Here is a 20160-nt window from a genome sequence, read left to right as displayed (position 1 = left end):
TCGTGAAACTTCAATCGGCCTACATCTATTTTGTGAATGGCTCTACCGCCCAATCTGCAACTATTGAAGACGTGAAAGCCAAGTTTACGCGATATATGGACATGACCGCTAAAACAGGGCAGCAACTCGGCTGGTCCTATCAAGAGGCAGCGTTTCCATACACCATAGAAGAACGTCCGGAAGGCAAGGAATCGTGGTTCCTCCTCAAGGGAAAAGACCCGAGCATGTACAAATCGATCGTGGTCGGAGTTGGCAGCGCCAACGAAGATGGCACCGAGAAGCATTACATCCAGATTTCGCTCCCGGAAGCTGCCACGAACGGAGACATGAACAAAGCCAACGAATACTGTCGTTACTTGGCCCGCGACTACAAGGCGGAGCTGCATTTGTTCAACAAACGCGTCCAATATTTTCAACCTCGCAAACCGTAACCATGAAGCAGCAGGCTCTGACCTGCTGTTTTTTTACGTTTGCATGCGTGCGCTGCTTTCCTCGCGGAGCTTTTTTCGCTGCGCCCGGCATAACATGGGTACAGATAGCCGAATTTGCCAGTACCCACCGCCAGAGGTCAGCGACGACGAAAGAGGTGAAAAGCGTATGGAGCCGCAAGCATTTATCGAGCTGGTGGCAGGCTCCGCCAGGCAGTCTTACTTGAATTATCACATTTTCCCTTCCATCACGATTGCGCAAGCCATTTTGGAATCAGGCTGGGGGCAAAAAGTGCCTGTTGATTCGACGACAGGCCGCTCCTCCTACAATTTGTTTGGCATCAAAGGCACAGGCCCCGCCGGATCGGTCACCACCGTCAGCAAGGAAGTCGTAAACGGGGAAACCGTGTCCCACCCATCCGAGTTCAAAGCTTACTACAACTATCAACAATCCATCGACGATCACGCCCAGTTTCTGCTCAAGCCCGCATACAAAAAAGTGCTGATGGCCCAGACGCCGCAGGAAGCTGCCCAGGCGCTGTCAAAAGCCGGGTATGCCACTGATCCGCAGTACGCCGACAAGCTGATTCGGCTGATTCAAAATTACAATTTGAGCGCCTACGATCAATTTACGCCTGAAGAGCCATCCCCTTATCCCCCCTGGAAGCTCGATCTCGGCAAACGGGCATTGCGCGAAGGTTTGATTACGTCGCCGGAATGGCTCGGCAAGCTGGATGAGCCGCTGCCTGCCTGGGCGGTCTTCGCTATCGCGCTTCGTCTGCTGGACAAACAGCGCCAAGTGCCATAAGCCATCCGCCGCAAAAATAAAAGCCCCGTTCCAGCCACACGAAAACGTGGGCCAGCGGGGCTTTTTCCTTATAAGAAAACGGGTACTACTTCCTATGCGGCTGCCTTGGATCACACATCCAAACAGCCAAATCAAACGAGCACGTTGATCAAATCATTTGAGATCTTGACAGCGAATAGAACCTTCCATCCACCATCCGAATGCCGAGATCGACGCAATATTCCAATCCTTGCGTGACTCCGTACAAAATCCATTCGGAAGAGCGGTGATTAATATCAAAATCAGTGTAAAGGTCTGTGCCATCGTTACGGATCTCTTTGCGCTCAGTCACGTCAAAAAGGCGCAGGACAAACGGCAGTTCGGCAAAAGGTATCGCAAATTTCTTCTCCACTTCCTGCTCGAACTCCTTCGTCATACTCCACTCTGCCTGAATCGAATGCTCATCTTTCCAGGCAATGTGTATACTCGGGCCTTCTACATCCGTGGACGATCGCGGGGGATTTGTCTCCATCTGCTCCCATCGTTCCTTTCTTTCATGTACTTGCTTTCAACATGTATATTGGTTTATTCAGTCTATTATACCATGTGACCAAGCCAAGTGGGAACGTTTCCAAGCCATTTAATTTATCGCCCTACCGTAAAAGTGTTTTCGCCTACTACGACATACGTAGGGAACTTCTCCGACTTCATTTGGACTTGCACCTTGTAATTGCCGTAGTCCTCCAGCTTGGTCGAAACAAACGGCTCGGCGAAATAGAAGCTGTTCGCGTTTTGCGTCGAATACTTCAGCTCTTTTCCTCTGCTTACTTCTTTGCCATCCGGTCCGATCAGAACCAGTTGTATACGCAAGTCTTTGGCGACGGGAGCTTCGTCCACTTCGACAAAGACGTTGAAGGTGCGCGGAACATTTTTGTCACTGTAGCCTTTGATCGGGTTGCTGAACACGATTGTTTTGTTGCGTGTCTGCTGAATCCCTTCCAGGACAATGATGTTTACATTGGGCTTGACTACTTGCAGCTTTCCTGTTTTCTGATCGTAATCGACGAATCCGCCAAGCTTATTGACCAACGATTCAACCGAATCAGCTTTGGAAGCCGGCATGTCACTCGCAATCGTTTCTGAGCCGACAAATACGCGCAACGCACCTTCTCCCAAAGCAGCGGTAGTCCCGACTCCCGCTACAGTCAGCGCCAACAAGGCCGATAACCATGCTTTTTTCATGTCATAATCCTCCTGTATGTGTGCGCGGCAGCGCTTGTTCTTCCGGAATTTCTTCTCTCTAGTTTATACGTGAAAAACGGCAAATAGTTGTGGTGCAAAGACAAGTTTTTTCAACAATATCCACAGAATCCACAAGCAACGGCCGCACAGGAAGAAAGACTTGTTCACCATTTTGTGAATAACCACTCCGGACTCTTGACAATGCGGGCGTATGGCCGTCCGCACACTATTGGTATTGGCCGATAAAAAAAGAACGGCCAGCACAGCCGCTCTTCTTTTGCCGTCGCACGCTAGTCTTGCTGCGAAAGCCAGGTAAAATACCGGGAGACGAGACGAATGGCGACTTCGATCGCTTCCTCGCTCGGCTCGATTTTGGCATGATGCAAACCGTAGGGGGTATGAACGCCCAGCCAGAACAAAAAGCCGGGAATCTCTTGCAGGAAGTAGCCGAAGTCTTCTCCGGTCATCGCTTCCTTGCAGGCGATCAGCGTCACATCCTCCCCATGCTCGCGCACCCAGTCCATGAACGCTGTCGTGAGCTTTTCTTCGTTGTACACCTGGCAGTAGCCCACGCCGTAGTCAATGGATGCTGTACAGTCAAAACCGGCCTCGATCCCTTTTACTAGCGATTCAATCCTCGCTTTGACCAGAGCCATGGACTCTGTCGAGAACGTGCGAATCGTCCCTTCCAGCCGCGCCTTCTCGGCGATGATGTTCTGCTTGGTTCCGCCCTCCAGCTTGCCGATGGTCACGACAGCCGAATCGAGCGGGTCGATGTTGCGCGAAATGATCGACTGTAGCTGCGTCACCAGATGGCTCCCGGCAACTACCATGTCATTTGCTTTGTGCGGGAACGCCGCATGTCCGCCTTTTCCGACCAAATCGATGTACAATTCGGACGTGTTCGCAAACAAAATGCCCGGCTTTGTAGCAATATGCCCCACAGGGTACTCGGGAGCGATATGCAGGGCAAAAATGCAGTCGGGCCGCCAGAGCGCAAACTCTTCGCTCTCCATCATCGGCAGGGCGCCGCCTGGCCCTTCTTCCGCCGGCTGAAACAGGAACAGCAGGTGATCTGCGATCGGCTGCTGCACAAAATGCGTCAGCAGCCCGAGAGCAATCGCCATGTGCATGTCGTGTCCGCACGCATGCATATACCCTTCATGCAACGAGCGAAACGGATAGGACGTCTCCTCTGCAATCGGCAAGCCGTCCATGTCAGTCCGCCAGGCAATCGTCCGCTTCGGATTGGTTCCGGCAACCTTGACCAAAATCCCGGTGCGCCACGTCTTGATCTCCAGCCGATCTTGCGGAAGCTTCTCCAGGTAATCGAGCAAATACTTTTGCGTTTTTACCTCTTGAAAGCCCGGCTCGGGAATTTGGTGCAGATCGCGGCGAATTTGGGTAAACAAAGATGTCGTCATCGCTTACGCCTCCCCTTTTGCCCCTTGAAGCTCAGCCAGTTCCGCTGCAAAGCTTTCCAGGAAACGGTCTACGTCTTCCTTGGTCAAAGTGAGCGGCGGCAGCAAGCGAACAATCGTTTTTTGCGTCACATCCACGAGAACTCCCCGATCCAGCATGGCTTGCTGCAAGCGGCTGACCTCTTCGGGAGCAGCACTGAGCGGGATTCCCACCATCATGCCTTTGCCGCGCAGCGCCTGAAGCTGTTCCGGGAGGCGCTCACGCAGTGCTTCCAGTCCAGCCCACAGGTAGGCAATCACTTCGTCTACGCTCGCTGCAAATGCGGGATCGAGCAGTTCGTCCAGCACGACATTGCCCAAAGCAGCCGAAAGCGGAGACGGCGCAAAAGTCGTGCCGTGATCTCCCGGCTTGAACTGGTTCATCAGCTTCGTCCCGGCAATGACGCCACCGAGCGGAAGTCCGCCGCCTACGCCTTTGGCAAACAGGATCAAATCTGGCGTCACGCCTGCGTGCTCGTAGGCAAACAGTTTTCCCGTCCGTCCCATGCCTGTCTGGATTTCATCCATGGCAAACAGCATGCCTTCCTCTTGGCAAATGGTCGCCACCTCGCGCAAAAAGTCTACAGACAAAGGCACGACACCACCAGAGCCAAGAACAGGCTCCATCAGGACGGCTGCTGGCTTTGCCTCGCGACAGATGGCGCGCAATCCGGCTGTGTCCTCCGGATCAAGCTCGTACACGGGAAAATCCGGCTGCGGAAAATCTTGATAGACGTGCGCTTGCCTGGTCAGCCGAACGGCGCCCAGCGTCCTGCCGTGAAAGCTGTTGCGCAGGACGACGATCCCTTCGCGTCCCGCTCCGTCGGTCTTCGTCCATTTGTGAATCATTTTGATCGCCGACTCGGTCGCCTCTGCGCCGGAATTGGTGAAGAACACTTTTCCCGGGATCGTCTGCTCGACCAGCCGCTTGGCCAACAAGATCGCCGGCTGGTTCAAAAATACGTTGGAAATGTGCAGGAAACGTTCTCCCTGATCGCGCAGCGCCTGAACAATCCGCGGGTGGGAGTGGCCCAGCACATTGACTGCCAGGCCCGTAAACAGGTCCAAATACTTGTTGCCCGCTGTATCGTACAGGTAGTTTCCTTCCCCTTTGGCGATCGCGATAGGCAAACGTTTATAAGAAGAGACGATGTATTGTTCGTCGAGCGTACGCCAGTCCATGTGAGCTCTCTCCCCTACAGCTGACGTAGCTCCTGCTTGATCTCCGTCTTGGAGCGAGTTTTGTCGTCGATTTGTTTGATGACACGAGCAGGTGTGCCCGCAACAACCACGTATGGCGGCACATCCTCAATCACGACCGCGCCTGCTGCTACGACCGCGCCTTTTCCTACGCGAACGCCTTCGAGGATAACCGCATTGGCACCGATCACGACATCGTCTTCGACAACAACCGGCTGTGCGGAAGGCGGCTCAATAACGCCTGCAATGACAGAACCAGCGCCGATGTGGCAATTTTTCCCGATTGTACCGCGTCCACCTACAACCACGTTCATGTCGATCATCGTGCCTTCGCCAATTACCGCGCCAATATTGATCGAAGCTCCCATCATGATCACCGCTTTGTTTCCGATGGTAACCTGGTCACGGATGATCGCGCCCGGCTCGATGCGAGCCTGGATGCCTTTTGTATCGAGCAATGGAATCGCGGAATTGCGGCGGTCGCTTTCTACCACGTAGTCCTCGATTTTGTCGGCGTTTGCAGCCAAAACAGGCTCGATCTCTTTCCACTCGCCAAAGACGACGCCAGTAGAGCCAGTGATGAACGTTTTTGCGCTGGCACCGAAGTCAATGCCCTCCAGATTGCCTTTCACGTATACTTTCACAGGTGTTTTCTTTTCGCTTTTTTGAATAAACGCGATAATTTCATTTGCATCCATCATGTTCACAGGTAAATCCTCCTTTTTGGTCAAAACCTTGCCTTGTTTAAATTGACTAAAAAAAGCAATGAGTGCATTCGCTATCTCATTGCTTTCCAAACTGCCCAAGCAAATCGTAAATAGCGCTCCACAAGAAGACAATCGTCTTTTGTGACAGGATGTTCATTGTTCATGAGCCACCCCAGCCGCTGCTGTTCGAGGGGAACAACAACCGCTTCGGCGCTTTAGCCTTTCCTCCTTTTCCCGCCCCCCGGCAGATGACGAAAAGATGTACTATTCTTCGGCGCACCTCTATTTAGACTTCCAATATTATAATTTCATTTAACTCTACCAAAATCATTCCCATGTGGCAACAGCTTTATAGAAAGAAAAAAAATCGTTGACAACGAGAATCATTTTCATTATCTTATTTTTGTGAGAATGATTTTCATTATCTTATTTGGAGGGTTTCAACCTTATGAGCCGCATTTTGATGGTTTACGCAAGCATGACTGGAAACACACAAGAGATTGCTGAAGCGATTGCTGAGGGTATTCGATCCACAGGAAAAGAGCTGGAGATAAAAGAAGTGATGGACGCAACAGCCAAGGAACTTGAGGACTACGATGGCATCCTGCTCGGCGCTTACACTTGGGGCGACGGCGATCTTCCGGACGAGTGCCTGGACTTCTACGAAGAGATGGACGACATCGATCTGACTGGCAAAAAAGTAGTCGCATTCGGTTCCTGCGATTCCGCTTACGAGCACGTTGGCGCTGCCGTAGATACTCTCTTGAAAAAGGCGAGCGAGCGCGGTGCGGAAACACCACTTGAAGGCTTGAAAATCGAGCTGTCCCCTACAGCGAAAGAAGTGGAAACCTGCAAGGCGTTTGGCGTTTCTTTCTCCGAATTGCTGGGCTAAGACCAGAAGGCCGCTGAAAAGAAAAAGCCTTTCCACTTAAATCAAGTCATGGTACAATGTCGATCCGACTTTTTCCAGGGAGGATTGATATCATGACGCTACATACAGAAACGGTCTATCTGCGACCTCTGGGCATGGACGACGCAGCCGAGCTTCTTGAGCTTCGGCTGCGTAATCATGCTTTTTTGCAACCTTTTGAACCGATTCGGTCGTCTTCCTTTTTGACGCTCACGGGCCAACAGGAACAAATCGCCCAGGCGGAAAAAGACTTTGCCGCTGGCACAGGCTACGCTTTTGGCGTCTTTCTGCGCGAAACGGACGACATGATCGGCCGTGTTGCCCTGTCAAACGTCGTACGCGGCGCCTGGCAAAACGCAACCATCGGTTACTTCATGGATCAAAGCTGCAACCAAAAAGGCTACACGACAGCCGCCGTCAGGCTCGCTCTCGCTTTCGCCTTTCAAGAAGCCGGTTTGCACCGCGTGCAAGCCGCTGTCATGCCTCGCAATACGGCCTCTATTCGCGTTTTGGAGAAAAACGGTTTTCGCAAGGAAGGGTTGTCCTTGCGCTACTTGCAGATCAACGGCGTGTGGGAAGATCATCTGATTTTCGCGCTGACAGCCGAAGACCTGGCTTAATCACGCTGCGCTGTGTCCTGTGCCCGCAATCGCTCCAGGATTCGCCGCTTGCGGTAAAGCATTCTCCCCGCTTCGGCGACATCCTGTACGGTTGAACGATTCAAGTACGCTCCGAACAAAATACCCGCAATCGGTACCAGCTGAAACAGCTTTTTCCACCCGAAATTTTCGGTGTACGTCACGACGACCTCCCGCCAGCCTTGCAATTGCGCGATGACGTCTTTCTGCGCAGCTGGCTCGTCAAACCGGGAAAGCTCAGCCAAAATCGCTTTTTTCCCGACAATATCCGAGGAAGCAAATTGAAGACACTTGACCACGAACAGGCGCTCTCGCTTTTCTTCTGGCCGATATCCGTAGCAGAGGGCCATTTCTTGCAACACTTTCAACGAAGTGCCCAAAAGCAACGGAATGTCGATAGCCAATGTAAAAATTCCGCCGATCCCCGTCGTCGCACCTTGCACCGTGGCAAAAGTCGCCCGCGACTCTTTCAGATTAAGAGCCACTTCATCCATGAGCACAAGCGGCGCTCCTGCGACCTCTTCTGCTCGCGGCTGCCTCGAACCGGATTGCTCCTGCTCAAGCCGCTGAGCGAACTTGCTGTAAATCGCCGCATCCGAAACGAGATACGTCCCTCCCGTTTCAAGAAATGCCGCCATCTCGTCTACTGCCGTTCCCAGCTTATCCCTGACGAAATTCGGCGTTATTTTATCCAGCCAGACGAAAGGAAGCCTGCCCAGCTTTTCCCAAAACCACAAGTCGTTTTGATCTTTCTCCCATGCTTCTACCGCTGCCAGCTCCTGCTGCAAATATGCTCTCGACTCCATCTGTCCCAATCCCTCCCACACCTTTCCGCTCTTCCGTTTCTATTGCTCGCCGCGCTTTTGCTTCCATAAACACTGATTGCGAAGCAGCTGTTTGATATGCTCCCGCAACTGCTCAGGCGTGGAAAAGCGTGCAAATTCCTTACTGTCTGTTACGATTCCCAGCTTCAAATGTTTCACTTGCTCCCCTTCGATGCAAAAACCGAACTGTTTCAGAATGGCGATCTGTTCACTGGTCATCTCGCTTGCCCTCCCCTTTGAGCACTTTTCCCAACAAAAACCCCCCTGCCAATTGCAAGGGGGACGTTTGCTTATTTCACTTCTACTTTCAGAGACATGATTTCATTTCGTTCCTGGACGTTCAAGTCTTTCACGTATTTTTTGTCTTTTAGCACAAGCGAGCAAGTCTTGTACGTAAGATGGTTGGTCACCTTGATTGTGTAGACGCCTGCTTTTCCGTCGTTGTCCTCGATAATTTGCCGCAAATCGAGGAATGACATTCCCTCATCTTCGTATTCATCATCCGGGTCTGACTCGAAAAGCGCGATTTCCTGTCCTTCATAAAACACTTGAACCGTGTTGTCAGATGAAATCGTCGCTCCAACAGTCGTCTGATTGGAGCCAACTGGCGTCTCTCCGTACGTCCAGACGAGGTTCGGCATGTAGTAAGCCGTGCCGTTGCGTCCCGTTCCATCCCGCAGCTTTTTGTTTCCGCTGCGTTTTGCGTACGTAGCTTTTAGCCGCAGCTCTCTGTCATTGTCCAGCTCTGCCAAGGAATTGACTGAAATGGTCTGCCCGTCGCGATATTCCTTGCCGCGATTGTTGATCAACAGCAGCGGCGATTGGGTAGGAGCCAAGCCTGATTCATCCTTGTCGCAGGCGGGGACAGCCGGGATTGGCCGGACATCTTCAATTACTTGAATATAGCCGCACCACGACTGGCGAGGCTCCCGCTTGCTGTAATAGTTCACCTTGAGTCGGCCTGGCTTGTAGCTGGACAGCAGGAGCGCTGTATGATCCCAGTTCAGCTTCGATTCATCCACCACCACGTTGTCAACGGCCCAGAAGCCCGGCCCTTCGTCGTCTGACGCTTCACTGCCATGCTCCACATGCTCCGCCGCTGTCGCCAGCCAGATCACATGTACAGGTCTTTGGTAAAGCTTTACGGTAATATCGGACGAGGACAAATTTTCCCGCTCGACCATCATCGAGGATTGCGCATTTTGCTGCATCAGCACATCCATCGTCGCAGTTGCACTCGCTGAATCACACGAGTTGGGCGCACCGGGAACCTGAATTTTTACTTCCGTTGCTGAGCTGCCCCAGATGTTGTCAGGATTGGTTGTCTGATTCGGCTCAAAAGTGACCGTCATCGTCATTCCCGCCATCATTTCCGGAATCGCCACCTCGAAATGCTGGGAGTCGGTCAAAGTCTGTCCTGTCCCATTCGCCGACCAGCGTCCGGCAACGGGAGAATACAGCGGAACCACTCCCGGAGCCGCAGGGGCAGAGATTTGCTGGCCTTGCGAGAGCTTTTGACCATTGGCGTCCGTTCCCATGTACAGTTCCGCCATGCCGACGCGAATATTTGTCGTCCAGATGCTCATGCTCATGTCATCGGGAGTGAACACGAGATCGTATTCTCCATTTGCCAGCGTTCCCGTCGCAAAAACGGTTCCCGGTACCGCTTTAAGCTCGGCACCTGTTGCTTTGTTGGTCATTTTCCACGTTCCCGGTACCGTGCTGGCAAAATTCGTAGAGCCCATCATGCCGAAAATAACTGTCTGACGGCCGGCTGGAACTTCCTCGCCCTCAGCCTTCTCCCCTTCAAAAACGCTCGGGTAGTTTTGCGCTTCTACTTGAAAGCGCACATGCACGGTGCTTTTCTGCCCTTTGGCATCTGATACGACAAACGTGAGTGTATGCAGGCCAGCCGTCAATTTGGCAGCCGGAATGGAAAAGCGGGGAACTTGCCAACGGAACGTGCTTTGCGAAGACTGCTGTTCGGCCTGGTACTCCGGCATGGCAACACCGTCAAGCATCACCTCGCTTTTATTGAGGTTCGTGCCGCTACCATACGTCGTTTGCAGCAGGTCGATATCGAGAGGAGTATCTGGCGGAAGGATAAATTCGTCATTTTTTACCCAGTTCCACCCTCCTGAATCCTGGCCAGCCACTTGATAGTCGTTAAAGATAATCATATTGTGAACAGGCTGCGAAACGGGCTTTGCTACTTGGCTGTTTTTCTTCATAGATGTTGCAGCCCCTGCTCCCATGGCTGGCGGAGCCGATACTCCCGACAAAAAGGTGCCAGTAGCCAGACACACAAGAAGTGCTTTTACAACCCATTTTTTCACGGAATATTCTCTACCTTTCTTTGCATTCGCTGTAGTGTTTCCACTCGTCTTTCTTCGACAAAATGAGCCTAGTTTCCTGTGCCGTTTGAAAAAATTCCGCGCCATGCACATAGGTAAAAACTATTCGTTTGATCATTTTTATAGATTTGATTTATACCTATAAAACTGGTAAAACAAGAGAAAAGGAGGGAGACAGATGAGTCTCACGAATCAATGGAATGCCAAGCTCTACGATGACAAGATGAGTTTTGTGTCCGCTTATGGCAAAGGACTTTTGGAGTGGCTTTCCCCCGTGCCCGGCGAAAACATTCTCGATGTAGGCTGCGGCACCGGGGATTTGAGCGCGCAACTGGTAGAGGCTGGCGCCAAGGTGACAGGCATCGACTTTTCCGCAAGCATGATCGAGACAGCCAAACAAAAATATCCACAGATTGCCTTTTCCGTAGCCGATGCCCACTCCTATCAATCAAACGAGCTGTATGACGCTGTTTTTTCCAATGCGGCGCTGCACTGGATGAAAAAGCCGCAGGAAGTGATTCAGTCTGTCTGGCAGCTGCTCGTTCCCGGCGGACGCTTCGTTGCCGAGCTTGGCGGAAAAGGCAACTGCGAATACATCCTCCAAGCTTTGCGGATCGCATTGAGTCGGCACAATATTTCGGCAGATGAGCGCTCTCCCTGGTATTTTCCAAGCATCGGCGAGTACACTGCCCTTTTGGAAAAGCAGGGCTTCCGCGTCACACTGGCCTCCCACTTCGACAGACCAACCACCCTGCCAGATGGCGATCAGGGATTACAGCATTGGCTGGATTCCTTTTGCAGCCCTTTTTTCGCGGGACTGTCCGCGCAAGCGAGGACGGACATCCGCGAAGAGGTGACGGAGCTGCTGCGCCCGGCGCTTTTCCACGCTGGCAGCTGGGTCATGGACTACAAGCGACTGCGCTTCATCGCCCGCAAGGAAGCCACGCCAACCTCTTTGCAGCCGGATGCCAGCCGATGAAGCGAATTGCCTGCTTGCACGCGCACCATTCGAATATTGCGCTTTTAGCCGATGCCTTCGCCGCGCTCGACGTCGAACTTGTTCATTTCGTCGATCCGGGCATTCTTTTGCAAAGCACAGGAGCTGTTGTCCTTGCGATCGAGCAGGCGCACGCGAAACTGCGCGACCATTTGCAGTGGATGAGTCGATGTTCGGCAGACGCCGTGATCATCACCTGCACCCAGTACGCTTCTTACCTAACCCCAGAAGACGAGGCCAGCTTCGCGGTCCCCATTTTCACCATAGACGGCCCGCTTCTTCAGGAACTGTCGCTTGATCCCGGTGCGAAGCTGCTTTTGTTCAGCAACCCGGCCACAGTCGAGCCGACCATGAACCGCTTGCGGAGCTACGCGCAAGCAACCGGGAGCGATCCCGCAATCGAGCTTCACATCATCGAAAATTCGTTTGACCTGCTGATGGCAAACAGACAAGAAGCATACTACGCCAAAATAAAGGAAGCGCTCCATCACCTTCAACTTGCCCGTCCTGGCATAGCCTTGGCAGCGGCGCAGCTGTCCATGGGTCCGGCAGTTGAGCAGTTCAGCCGCGAGACTGGCCAGCTGGTGGCTCATCCTTTGAAAAGCTTGACCTCAAACGTCTGCGAGAGACTTTCATTGACCCGCTATCGCTAAAAAAGACAACAGCCAACGCGATCCGTTTGCAAGACGGGTACACAAGGCTGTTGTCTTTTCTCGTTGCATGCTCGTGCTGTAATCCTTACATGCCTTCCGGATTCATCATCAATACTTCTTCGCCTTCATTCAGGCCATTGACAATCTCTACAAAGTCCGCGCCTTCCAGTCCGATCTCAATTTCTTTCGGTGTCGGCTCTCCAGACGACGGGTCTTTGACCATAACGGTTGCATGTCCTGCTTCCATGACCTCAACGGCATTCAGCGGCAATCGCTTCACGTTGTCTTTTTGCCCGACGTAAATATCGCAGTCACCCGTCATGCCGTGCTTCATATCGGCAGCCTCGCTCAACTCCACCTTGACGGCGAAGCGAACAGACTTGTCCTCTTTTGTCCCTTCTTTCGGAAGCTCGGTGACTTTCCCTTTGAACGGCTTGTTGCCAAAAGCATTCAAGTAAACATCTACGCTTTGGCCGAGCTTGATCGCTGGAATATCCATCTCATCTACCGCAGCTACAAAGTAAACAGAGGAAGTATCCATAATAACGGCAACTGGCTCAGAACCAGGGGTTTCGCCTTCTTTGACATTCAGCTTCGTGATGACCCCGCTGATCGGCGCTTCCACTTGCTTTTTGGCGATTTCCCGCTTTTTCTGCTCCAGGTTCAGCAGCGCTTCTTTCAAGGAAAGCTCTTTGTCTTTCAGTTCCAGCTCGGAATCGGTCAAATCCATTTTGAACAAAAGCTGTCCGCTTTTGACTTCGTCTTCCTTGTCAATCTCCACTTTTCCGATCTTGCCATGCGTTCCGGCCAAAATCTCCATTTCATCCGACAATTCAAACGGAGTGGCTTGCTGACTCATGTACAGCACCCCTTTAGGGTCTGTGTACTGAACTTGCCCGATATCTCCTGCGTAGAGTGCACCCGGCTTCTTGACCAGCACTTCGACGTCGTGAACGCCACCCACGCCTTTTTCCTTTTTCCCGATCTTGTCGACCTTCGTCACCACTCCATCCACATAATAGAGAGAGGCGGTGACAAACACCTTCACAGGCTGGCCGACGCGGAACTGATCCGCTTCAAACGCCGTAAACTTCCCGACAATTTTCAAATTGTCGGTGTTGACCAGCTTCGCTACAACCGTGTCAGGAGTAACCGATTCTCCTTCTTTTACGAGCAGCTCTTTCACCTTCCCGGCTTTGTTGGAGACAATCCGGTCTTTCTTGTTTTTCAGCTCACTCAACTCTTTTTGCGAACGGGTGATCCCCAGCTCCAGCTTTTGCAATTCGAGCTGGGCGTCCATGCTGTCTACGGTAAACAGCACGTCGCCTTTTTTCACCGCTTGTCCTTCTTTCACGAGCAGTTTCTGCACCTTGCCGCTGCTCTCGGACCGGACTTCCTCACGCGCTTTTGCTTCCACGGTCCCGGAAGAGAAAATCGTTTTCTTCACTTCCCCTACATCTACGACAGCCGTCGGGAAGGAAGGCTCTTCTGCCGGCGGTTCTTCTGCCACCGTGTTTTGCGACTGGTAGTATGCGTAGCCACCGTAGCCGCCCCCTCCCAGAACGACCACGATTGCTGCCAGTATGATCCATTTTTTCTTGTTCATCTTCGTTCCCCACATTTCTTATTCTGATCGAATCGCTTGAAGTGCGCTTAAACGGGAAGCCCGAATAGCCGGGAAAATCCCTGCGAGCAAACCGATAACAAAGGAGAAGCCGATGGCAAACAGTGCCAACCAGGCTGGAATGACTGCCAATTTGCTCGGTTCGCCTTCCGGTCCGCCTCCGCCATACCCCATGTTCAAACTGTCCATGATGCCGCCCGAGGCTCCGAAATAATTCACCAGTTCTACAGCGCCCCAGGCCATGCCAAGTCCGGCCAATCCACCGATCAGACCGATAAAGCCCGACTCCATCAGGAACAGCCAGCGAATGTTGAATACCGTTGCGCCAATCACTTTCATGATGCCGATTTCTTTCGTTCGCTCCAAAATCGACATGATCATCGTATTGACGATCCCGATCGTGGCTACCAGCAAGGAGATCGCCGCGATACCGCCCAAGACCATCTGAATCACGAAGAAAAATTTGTTGATCGTTTCCAGCTCGCGCGCTGGCGACCAGACTTCGTAGCCTTTTTCTTTCAAGGCTTTGACGACGCTCTCTACCTGCTCGCGCGATTCCACCTTGACGGTCATCTGGTCAAATTCGAACGTGTCTTTCTTCGCTTGCTCGCGCGTACGGCGCGGTGAGCCTTCATCGCTCTCGTTGCCCCGGCTGCGGTTGACCCAATCGTTCAGCTCTTTGACGACACTGAGCGGCACGTACACAGCACTGGAGTATCGGAAGTTTTCCGATTTGCGCAGCTGTCCGACGACTCTCACCCGCAGCTCCTTTTTCTCAAACTTCGGTTCGTCGTCGATGCGGTATTCCCGCGTCAAAACGAGTGTGGCCGCTTTGTCGACGATGTTGAAGGCTGCTCCCTCGCCACCGCCGCCCATCATATCCGGCGGCATGTCGGACTGCCTGCCGCCTCCGGAATTTCGTCTGCGCGCCTCGCGCTTTTCTTTTTCCACATCGCGCATTTCTCTTGGAACATCGTACGCCACAACAACTTCCTGCGGAGAGCCTGTCAAATAGTTCCCTTTTTCCACATCGTTTTTCCGGTAGGCAGCCGATTCATTCACGTCTACCCCTACCAGCTCCACGTAGCCCTCGCGCCTGCCTACTTTGAGCTTCGCCTGCTCGTTCAGCCGCTTGACGGGCATGACGCTGGCGATTCCCGGGATCTTTTTCAGTTCTTGCACGGCTTCCATGTTCAGCCTCTTGCGCTGGTCATCCGGGATCGGCTCGTCCTTTTCCTGATTGTAATACATCGGCTCGACGTCCATTTCCGTCAGGTTCCCGAAGTTTTCCAAGCTTTTCACAGCGCTTTCCTTCAGGCCCAGACTGAGCGCCATCATCGCGACAATGGCCGCCGTTCCGATCATTACACCGACGGACGTCAGAGCCGTCCGCAGCTTCATTCGCCACAGATTTCTCCAGACGATGCGAAACGAATCTATTACCTTCACAATATGTTCACCTCATACCCTCGCCTACGCTGGTCTCGTCCTTTTTTGTACAACCCGGCCGTCTTGCAAGTAAATCACGCGGTCGGACTGTTCTGCTACTTCCTGCTCATGGGTAACGATGATGAACGTAGTCCCATTTTCCTTGTTCATTTCCCTCATAAGATGAAGGATTTCTTGCTCCGTCTTCGAATCGAGGTTCCCCGTCGGTTCGTCAGCCAAAATGATATCCGGCTGGTTGACCAGCGCTCTCGCAATACTGACACGCTGCTGCTGACCACCGCTCAGCTCGTTTGGACGGTGATGAATCCGCCCATCCAGCCCGACGCGATTCAAAATCTCCGTCGCTTTCGCCCGACGCTTCTTGACGCTTTCGCCCGCGAAGATCAGCGGAAGCTCCACGTTTTCCAGCGCAGTCAGGTTGGGCAGCAAATTGTACGACTGGAAAATGAAGCCCATGTTTTTGCGCCGAAACAGACATAACTGGTTTTCGCTAAACTTGGAGATCTCCTCTCCGCTTACCGTCACGCTTCCTTCTTCCGGCTTGGTCAGGCCCGCGAGCAGATTCAGCAGTGTGGACTTCCCTGAACCGGACGAACCGCACAGAGCCACAAACTCGCCGCGATTGATGTGCAGGTTAATATCAAACAGTACGGGCACCCTGAGTTTCCCTGTTCCGTAGCTGTGATTGACCCCGGTTACTGTCAGCTCTCCTTTTGTGTTGGCCATCTTTTACAGCACCTCATTCGTTCATTTCTCATACTAAAGACGCAAAAACGTTCAAAACGTAACGGCTTTTTGAAAAACAATTTTTCCCTTGTTTTGTTACAAAAAAGATGCAAGATCTTCAAAATCATGTAACAAACGCGTAACCAACTGCTGCCAAATCCGTACTACAATAAGAGAGTGAAGAAAACACGGAGGGTCGATGACCGATGACAATCTACCGCTTTTTATTTGAAACCGCAACGCGCAGATGGGTGGAAATCATCAAGGCACCAAGCATGTTTGAAGCAGCGAAGCAAGCCAAACAGCTCGCCACCAAGCGCTCCCGCACTCTGTCCACGCCAATCAGCTTTTCCTTCCACCACGCTGCTTCCAATTAATTGCATACACACATCTGCAACCGCTCCTCATCTCGGGGAAGCGGTTTTTTATTTGTGGAGATATTATTGACATCGCCGTTTTTTTCCTCTTAATATAGAGGGAGACATTACAGTGCATGACAGTAAAGATCTGCATTCACTTCGCTGCTGCACATAAGGGAGATAATCAAAATGACCATGAAAAAAGCACTCACGATTGCAGGCTCCGATACCAGCGGCGGAGCTGGACAACAAGCAGACCTCAAAACGTTTCAGGAGCTTGGCGTATTCGGATTGACAGCGCTTACTGTCATCGTGGCCCAAGACCCGCACAACAACTGGAACCATGAAGTGTTTCCGATCGATGTGGCCATCCTCGAAAAGCAGATCGAGACGGTACTGGCCGGAATCGGCGTAGACGCAGCAAAAACGGGCATGCTCGGTACAACCGAACTGGTAGAGCTTGCTAGCCGCAAAATAGAACAATACCAATTGAAAAACGTTGTCGTTGACCCGGTGATGATCTGTAAAGGCGCTGAAGCGCTCCACCCGGAAATCGCCATCAGCTTGCGTGAAGTTCTGCTTCCGCGTGCGACTGTGGCAACCCCGAACTTGTTCGAGGCGGGCATCCTCAGTGAGATGGGCGCGCTGAAAAGCGTTGATGATATGAAAGAAGCGGCAAAACGCATTCATGACTTCGGCACCGCTTACGTTGTCGTAAAAGGCGGCACCAAGCTGGAAGGCGGCCATGCCGTCGACGTTTTCTATGACGGTCAATCCGTTGAAGTGCTTGAGTCCGAGCGCATTGACACTACGTTTACCCACGGAGCAGGTTGCACATTCTCGGCTGCGATTTGTGCCGAGCTGGCAAAAGGCAACTCCGTGCGCGGAGCCGTTGCTGTCGCGAAAGATTTCATTACAGAAGCGATTCGCCACTCCTTTGCCCTCAATCAGTACGTCGGTCCAACCGACCATGGCGCGTATCGCCGCAAACAGCAAGCCTAAGCTTTTGCGCAAACAAAAAACTCCTGACCAGACGAAGCATATGCCTCGGAACTGGTCAGGAGTTTTTTCGTTCACGTTCACGCCTGCTTTTTGATCGCCACTTCCTGTTTGATCGGAGCAGCGGTCGGTTTTTTGCGCATCGAGCTTGCGGTAAAAATGATCAGCGCAGACCAGATGCAGGCAAAACTGATCAAATGCGTGGTTGTAAACGGTTCTTTATAAAGGAAGACGGCCGTGAGCAAAGAAATCGTCGGAGACAAATACTGGATGAAGCCGACAATCGACAGCGGCAAGCGCACGGCAGCCTGTGCAAACCAGTACAGCGGCATCGCAGTCGCAACTCCTGCGAGCGCAAGCAGCAACATTTGCCACCAGGCGAGAGTCGCGATCGTCTCCGTTCCGTTCGCCTGGAGCATAAGCAAATAGCCGAGAGCGATTGGAGCGACAAACAAAGTCTCCCAGGCAAGCCCGATCATCGCTTCTTGCTTTACGAGCTTTTTCGCCAGACCGTAAAATGCGAACGTCACGGCTAAAGAGAGCGCGATCCACGGAACTTCGCCGTATTGAAAGGTGACAAACAGGACGCCACAGGCTGCCAGAATGAGCGCAACCCACTGCCCTGCGTGCATTTTTTCTTTTAAAAAGATGACGCCGAGCAACACGGTAAACAACGGGTTCATGTAATAGCCGAGGCTTGTTTGCATGATCTGGTTGTTATTGACCGCCCAAATGTAAATCAGCCAGTTCGCACTGATCAGAAGCGAACAAATGGCAAGAGCCGCGAACATCTTCCCCCCGGTTACCGAGCCCCACATCGTCTTCCAGCGTTTCGTTACCTGAATAATGATTGCGACAAAAAGAACGGACCAGACGATGCGGTGAGCGAGGATTTCCCATGCACCCATTGACTGAAACAGCTTCCAGTACAGAGGGAGCAAACCCCATGCAAAATACGCCGCAACCGCATAAAAGATCCCCTGTTTCATTTTTCTGCCTCCACCGAGTTTGCCATGTGCCACACATATAGAGTAGTGTACCGGAATTGCCGCCAAACGGCTATGTATTCATGCTCAATATAAGCGTTTCAGACACTTTCTTTCGCTACCATAGTAGTGAGTTACCTAGATAGTTGATTACCTCAGTAACACAATAAAGCGAAGCTAAATTTTTCATTGTACCATTTTTCCTACTGGTGTACAATAGGCATTATTCAACCGAGTTTAGTCATAAGAAAGGAATTTTTACCTATGACATACTGGCGTTCTGTTCTGTTCGTTTTGTTTGGCGCATGCAGCTATGGCGTGTTGTCGCTGTTCATGAAACACGCATTTGCCCTGGGCTTCACTCCCTATGAAATGAGCGGAAGTCAACTGGTTTTCGGCGGCTTGATCATGATTGTGGCGGCCTTGTTCTTCTCGCGGGAACGATTCCAGTTCAAATACTTGCTGATCCTCGCGCCTGTCAGTCTGATGATGGCTTCTACCAGCATTTTTTACCATCAGGCTGTCAGCCGCGTGTCTGCTTCGCTCGCGATCGTCCTGTTGTTCCAATTCACCTGGATCGGGGTTTTGCTCGAATCCGTGGTCGATCGCAAGTGGCCGTCTGCTGCCAAATGGGTTTCGCTGCTCATGCTGGGAGGCGGAACGGTGCTCGCCAGCGGGCTTAGCGAAGGCGGCTTGCAAAACGTGAGCGTCACTGGCCTGATTTACGGACTGCTGTCTGGCGCTACCTTTGCCCTGGTCATTTTCTTCAGCGGCCGCGTCCTGCCCGGCATGAATCCTTACTTGCGCAGCGCGATTACGATCAGCATGGCTGCCGTCATGTTGTCCATCGTCTACCCGCCAACGTTTTTGCTCAACGGACGCCTGCTGGAAGGTCTGCTGCCGCTCGGCTTGCTGGTCGCTGTATTCGGCTCCGTCATCCCGATCTTTTGTCTGGCTGTAGGCGTACCCCGGATCGGCAACGGGCTTGCGACGATTTTGAGCGCAGTCGAATTGCCGACGGTCGTTCTCTTGTCCAGCTTCGTGTTGCATGAAACAGTTACTCTCTCCCAGTGGAGCGGCGTTCTGATGATCCTGGCTGCCATCTGCGTGCCGCAAATCAAATGGCGCAAACTGTTTGCTCCGTCACATGTCCTGGAGAAAAAAGGAATGTAACCGAAAAAGCGTGTCAGTCCACCGGGGACTCGGCACGCTTTTTTCTGTGAAACACGTCTCGACGTTTTGCATGAACGGGGATGTGAGCGCTTGCGGTTAACAGTTCTCTCTCTTTTCTAGCTGATAGGAAATCGGGGTGGTCGCATGGAATGGTATGAAGAGATTGCGATTCCTACATGAAGGAGGCTTGTGAAAAGATGACGCTTGCCGTTATGCCGATTTTTCGCATTTTTGACGAAGCAAAAGCGAAGGAATTTTACGTCGACTTTCTCGGATTTCAGGTCGATTGGGAGCATCGCTATGAGGACAATTTTCCGCTGTACATGCAAGTCTCCTCGCCTGACTGCGTGCTGCATCTGACTGAGCATCACGGAGATGCGTGCCCGGGTGCGGCGATCCGCGTGCAGGTCGAGGACATCGAGCTGCTTCACCAGACACTGGCTGGCAAGTCGTACAAATACGCCCGGCCGGGTCTGGAAAAGACGTCATGGGGAACGCATGAGGTGTCTGTGACAGACCCTTTTGGCAACCGGATTCACTTTTTCCAGCCGCATCCTTTTCCGTAAGCTGGGGAGAAGCTGTTTCCCGCGAAAAGACGAGAACACAAAAAAGCCCAGCCAGGCTCGCGCAAGAACCTGCTGGGC

Annotated in this window: 22 protein-coding genes and 1 riboswitch; of the genes, 10 read left to right on the top strand and 12 right to left on the bottom strand. The window is 52.3% G+C overall.

Annotation, left to right across the window (positions count from 1 at the left end; genetic code table 11):
• The first annotated feature begins 2 nt into the window (after positions 1-2).
• Entirely contained in the window at positions 3-431 is a 429-nt protein-coding gene (locus EDM60_RS16440; protein ID WP_122964948.1) for a DUF1885 family protein, read from the top strand.
• A 166-nt stretch (positions 432-597) separates the two neighbouring features.
• Complete coding sequence (locus tag EDM60_RS16435) at positions 598-1236, top strand: glycoside hydrolase family 73 protein (protein ID WP_122964947.1); 639 nt, start codon at positions 598-600, stop codon at positions 1234-1236.
• A 148-nt stretch (positions 1237-1384) separates the two neighbouring features.
• On the opposite strand, the gene EDM60_RS16430 is transcribed toward EDM60_RS16435, so the two are convergent.
• From EDM60_RS16430 to dapD, 5 genes are all read right to left on the bottom strand, one after another.
• The gene (locus EDM60_RS16430; RefSeq protein WP_063229721.1) at positions 1385-1747 is read right to left on the bottom strand and encodes a DUF4912 domain-containing protein; all 363 of its coding nucleotides are present in this window, start codon (positions 1745-1747) and stop codon (positions 1385-1387) included.
• A 113-nt stretch (positions 1748-1860) separates the two neighbouring features.
• Positions 1861-2457, bottom strand: a complete 597-nt coding sequence (locus EDM60_RS16425) for a hypothetical protein (protein WP_122964946.1) — start codon at positions 2455-2457, stop codon at positions 1861-1863.
• Between the two features lie 290 nt (positions 2458-2747).
• Positions 2748-3881, bottom strand: a complete 1134-nt coding sequence (locus tag EDM60_RS16420; RefSeq protein WP_122964945.1) for an N-acetyldiaminopimelate deacetylase — start codon at positions 3879-3881, stop codon at positions 2748-2750.
• 3 nt (positions 3882-3884) lie between these two features.
• Positions 3885-5099: an aspartate aminotransferase family protein gene (locus EDM60_RS16415; protein ID WP_122964944.1), complete on the bottom strand. Its 1215-nt coding sequence runs from the start codon at positions 5097-5099 to the stop codon at positions 3885-3887.
• 14 nt (positions 5100-5113) lie between these two features.
• On the bottom strand, positions 5114-5824 hold the full coding sequence (dapD, locus tag EDM60_RS16410; RefSeq protein ID WP_122964943.1) for a 2,3,4,5-tetrahydropyridine-2,6-dicarboxylate N-acetyltransferase: 711 nt from the start codon (positions 5822-5824) through the stop codon (positions 5114-5116).
• A gap of 103 nt (positions 5825-5927) precedes the next feature.
• A riboswitch (Lysine riboswitch) is annotated at positions 5928-6117 on the bottom strand.
• 155 nt (positions 6118-6272) lie between these two features.
• Here dapD and EDM60_RS16405 point away from each other — a divergent pair.
• Entirely contained in the window at positions 6273-6716 is a 444-nt protein-coding gene (locus EDM60_RS16405; protein ID WP_063229726.1) for a flavodoxin, read from the top strand.
• 92 nt (positions 6717-6808) lie between these two features.
• Positions 6809-7354 (top strand): GNAT family N-acetyltransferase, encoded by a 546-nt coding sequence (locus EDM60_RS16400; RefSeq protein ID WP_122964942.1) that lies wholly within the window; start codon positions 6809-6811, stop codon positions 7352-7354.
• Here EDM60_RS16400 and EDM60_RS16395 read toward each other — a convergent pair.
• The 3 genes from EDM60_RS16395 to EDM60_RS16385 all read right to left on the bottom strand — a co-directional run bounded on the left by EDM60_RS16395 (position 7351) and on the right by EDM60_RS16385 (position 10532).
• Positions 7351-8178 carry an EcsC family protein gene (locus tag EDM60_RS16395; RefSeq protein ID WP_122964941.1) on the bottom strand — a complete coding sequence of 276 codons (828 nt, stop codon included), beginning with the start codon at positions 8176-8178 and terminating at the stop codon, positions 7351-7353. The genes EDM60_RS16400 and EDM60_RS16395 overlap by 4 nt on opposite strands.
• Positions 8179-8217: 39 nt before the next feature.
• Positions 8218-8415 (bottom strand): hypothetical protein, encoded by a 198-nt coding sequence (locus EDM60_RS16390; protein ID WP_122964940.1) that lies wholly within the window; start codon positions 8413-8415, stop codon positions 8218-8220.
• Between the two features lie 71 nt (positions 8416-8486).
• Complete coding sequence (locus EDM60_RS16385; protein ID WP_122964939.1) at positions 8487-10532, bottom strand: hypothetical protein; 2046 nt, start codon at positions 10530-10532, stop codon at positions 8487-8489.
• A 196-nt stretch (positions 10533-10728) separates the two neighbouring features.
• Between EDM60_RS16385 and EDM60_RS16380 the strand changes: the two genes are divergently transcribed.
• Positions 10729-11529 carry a class I SAM-dependent methyltransferase gene (locus EDM60_RS16380; protein ID WP_122964938.1) on the top strand — a complete coding sequence of 267 codons (801 nt, stop codon included), beginning with the start codon at positions 10729-10731 and terminating at the stop codon, positions 11527-11529.
• Positions 11526-12200 carry a hypothetical protein gene (locus EDM60_RS16375; RefSeq protein ID WP_122964937.1) on the top strand — a complete coding sequence of 225 codons (675 nt, stop codon included), beginning with the start codon at positions 11526-11528 and terminating at the stop codon, positions 12198-12200. The genes EDM60_RS16380 and EDM60_RS16375 overlap by 4 nt, the downstream gene beginning before the upstream one ends.
• 85 nt (positions 12201-12285) lie before the next feature.
• Here the strand turns inward: EDM60_RS16375 and EDM60_RS16370 are convergent, their stop codons facing one another.
• The 3 genes from EDM60_RS16370 to EDM60_RS16360 are packed head-to-tail and all read right to left on the bottom strand — an operon-like array spanning position 12286 to position 15999.
• Entirely contained in the window at positions 12286-13806 is a 1521-nt protein-coding gene (locus tag EDM60_RS16370) for an HlyD family secretion protein (RefSeq protein WP_122964936.1), read from the bottom strand.
• Between the two features lie 18 nt (positions 13807-13824).
• Positions 13825-15273, bottom strand: coding sequence for an ABC transporter permease (locus EDM60_RS16365; protein WP_122964935.1), 1449 nt, complete (start codon positions 15271-15273; stop codon positions 13825-13827).
• A gap of 24 nt (positions 15274-15297) precedes the next feature.
• On the bottom strand, positions 15298-15999 hold the full coding sequence (locus EDM60_RS16360; RefSeq protein ID WP_122964934.1) for an ABC transporter ATP-binding protein: 702 nt from the start codon (positions 15997-15999) through the stop codon (positions 15298-15300).
• Positions 16000-16205: 206 nt separating this feature from the next.
• Here EDM60_RS16360 and EDM60_RS28700 point away from each other — a divergent pair, with 206 nt between their 5' ends.
• Entirely contained in the window at positions 16206-16376 is a 171-nt protein-coding gene (locus EDM60_RS28700) for a hypothetical protein (protein WP_167470319.1), read from the top strand.
• 171 nt (positions 16377-16547) lie between these two features.
• Complete coding sequence (pdxK, locus tag EDM60_RS16355; RefSeq protein ID WP_122964933.1) at positions 16548-17360, top strand: pyridoxine/pyridoxal/pyridoxamine kinase; 813 nt, start codon at positions 16548-16550, stop codon at positions 17358-17360.
• A gap of 77 nt (positions 17361-17437) precedes the next feature.
• On the opposite strand, the gene rarD is transcribed toward pdxK, so the two are convergent.
• Entirely contained in the window at positions 17438-18346 is a 909-nt protein-coding gene (gene rarD, locus EDM60_RS16350; protein WP_122964932.1) for an EamA family transporter RarD, read from the bottom strand.
• A gap of 261 nt (positions 18347-18607) precedes the next feature.
• Here rarD and EDM60_RS16345 point away from each other — a divergent pair, with 261 nt between their 5' ends.
• Both EDM60_RS16345 and EDM60_RS16340 read left to right on the top strand, forming a co-directional pair.
• The gene (locus EDM60_RS16345; protein ID WP_122964931.1) at positions 18608-19516 is read left to right on the top strand and encodes an EamA family transporter; all 909 of its coding nucleotides are present in this window, start codon (positions 18608-18610) and stop codon (positions 19514-19516) included.
• Between the two features lie 197 nt (positions 19517-19713).
• Positions 19714-20082: a glyoxalase superfamily protein gene (locus EDM60_RS16340; protein ID WP_122964930.1), complete on the top strand. Its 369-nt coding sequence runs from the start codon at positions 19714-19716 to the stop codon at positions 20080-20082.
• Positions 20083-20160: the final 78 nt, after the last annotated feature.

The organism is Brevibacillus parabrevis (assembly GCF_003710905.1).
Classification (GTDB): Bacteria; Bacillota; Bacilli; order Brevibacillales; family Brevibacillaceae; genus Brevibacillus; species Brevibacillus parabrevis.
This window is presented reverse-complemented; position numbering and strand designations above follow the sequence as displayed.

Coding starts and splice junctions, on each gene's coding strand:
- EDM60_RS16435 (WP_122964947.1), top strand. CDS start 598: ATGGAGCCGCAAGCATTTATCGAGCTGGTGGCAGGCTCCGCCAGGCAG.
- EDM60_RS16430 (WP_063229721.1), bottom strand. CDS start 1,747: ATGGAGACAAATCCCCCGCGATCGTCCACGGATGTAGAAGGCCCGAGT.
- EDM60_RS16425 (WP_122964946.1), bottom strand. CDS start 2,457: ATGAAAAAAGCATGGTTATCGGCCTTGTTGGCGCTGACTGTAGCGGGA.
- EDM60_RS16420 (WP_122964945.1), bottom strand. CDS start 3,881: ATGACGACATCTTTGTTTACCCAAATTCGCCGCGATCTGCACCAAATT.
- EDM60_RS16415 (WP_122964944.1), bottom strand. CDS start 5,099: ATGGACTGGCGTACGCTCGACGAACAATACATCGTCTCTTCTTATAAA.
- EDM60_RS16405 (WP_063229726.1), top strand. CDS start 6,273: ATGAGCCGCATTTTGATGGTTTACGCAAGCATGACTGGAAACACACAA.
- EDM60_RS16400 (WP_122964942.1), top strand. CDS start 6,809: ATGACGCTACATACAGAAACGGTCTATCTGCGACCTCTGGGCATGGAC.
- EDM60_RS16395 (WP_122964941.1), bottom strand. CDS start 8,178: ATGGAGTCGAGAGCATATTTGCAGCAGGAGCTGGCAGCGGTAGAAGCA.
- EDM60_RS16390 (WP_122964940.1), bottom strand. CDS start 8,415: ATGACCAGTGAACAGATCGCCATTCTGAAACAGTTCGGTTTTTGCATC.
- EDM60_RS16380 (WP_122964938.1), top strand. CDS start 10,729: ATGAGTCTCACGAATCAATGGAATGCCAAGCTCTACGATGACAAGATG.
- EDM60_RS16375 (WP_122964937.1), top strand. CDS start 11,526: ATGAAGCGAATTGCCTGCTTGCACGCGCACCATTCGAATATTGCGCTT.
- EDM60_RS16370 (WP_122964936.1), bottom strand. CDS start 13,806: ATGAACAAGAAAAAATGGATCATACTGGCAGCAATCGTGGTCGTTCTG.
- EDM60_RS16360 (WP_122964934.1), bottom strand. CDS start 15,999: ATGGCCAACACAAAAGGAGAGCTGACAGTAACCGGGGTCAATCACAGC.
- EDM60_RS28700 (WP_167470319.1), top strand. CDS start 16,206: ATGACAATCTACCGCTTTTTATTTGAAACCGCAACGCGCAGATGGGTG.
- pdxK (WP_122964933.1), top strand. CDS start 16,548: ATGACCATGAAAAAAGCACTCACGATTGCAGGCTCCGATACCAGCGGC.
- rarD (WP_122964932.1), bottom strand. CDS start 18,346: ATGAAACAGGGGATCTTTTATGCGGTTGCGGCGTATTTTGCATGGGGT.
- EDM60_RS16345 (WP_122964931.1), top strand. CDS start 18,608: ATGACATACTGGCGTTCTGTTCTGTTCGTTTTGTTTGGCGCATGCAGC.
- EDM60_RS16340 (WP_122964930.1), top strand. CDS start 19,714: ATGACGCTTGCCGTTATGCCGATTTTTCGCATTTTTGACGAAGCAAAA.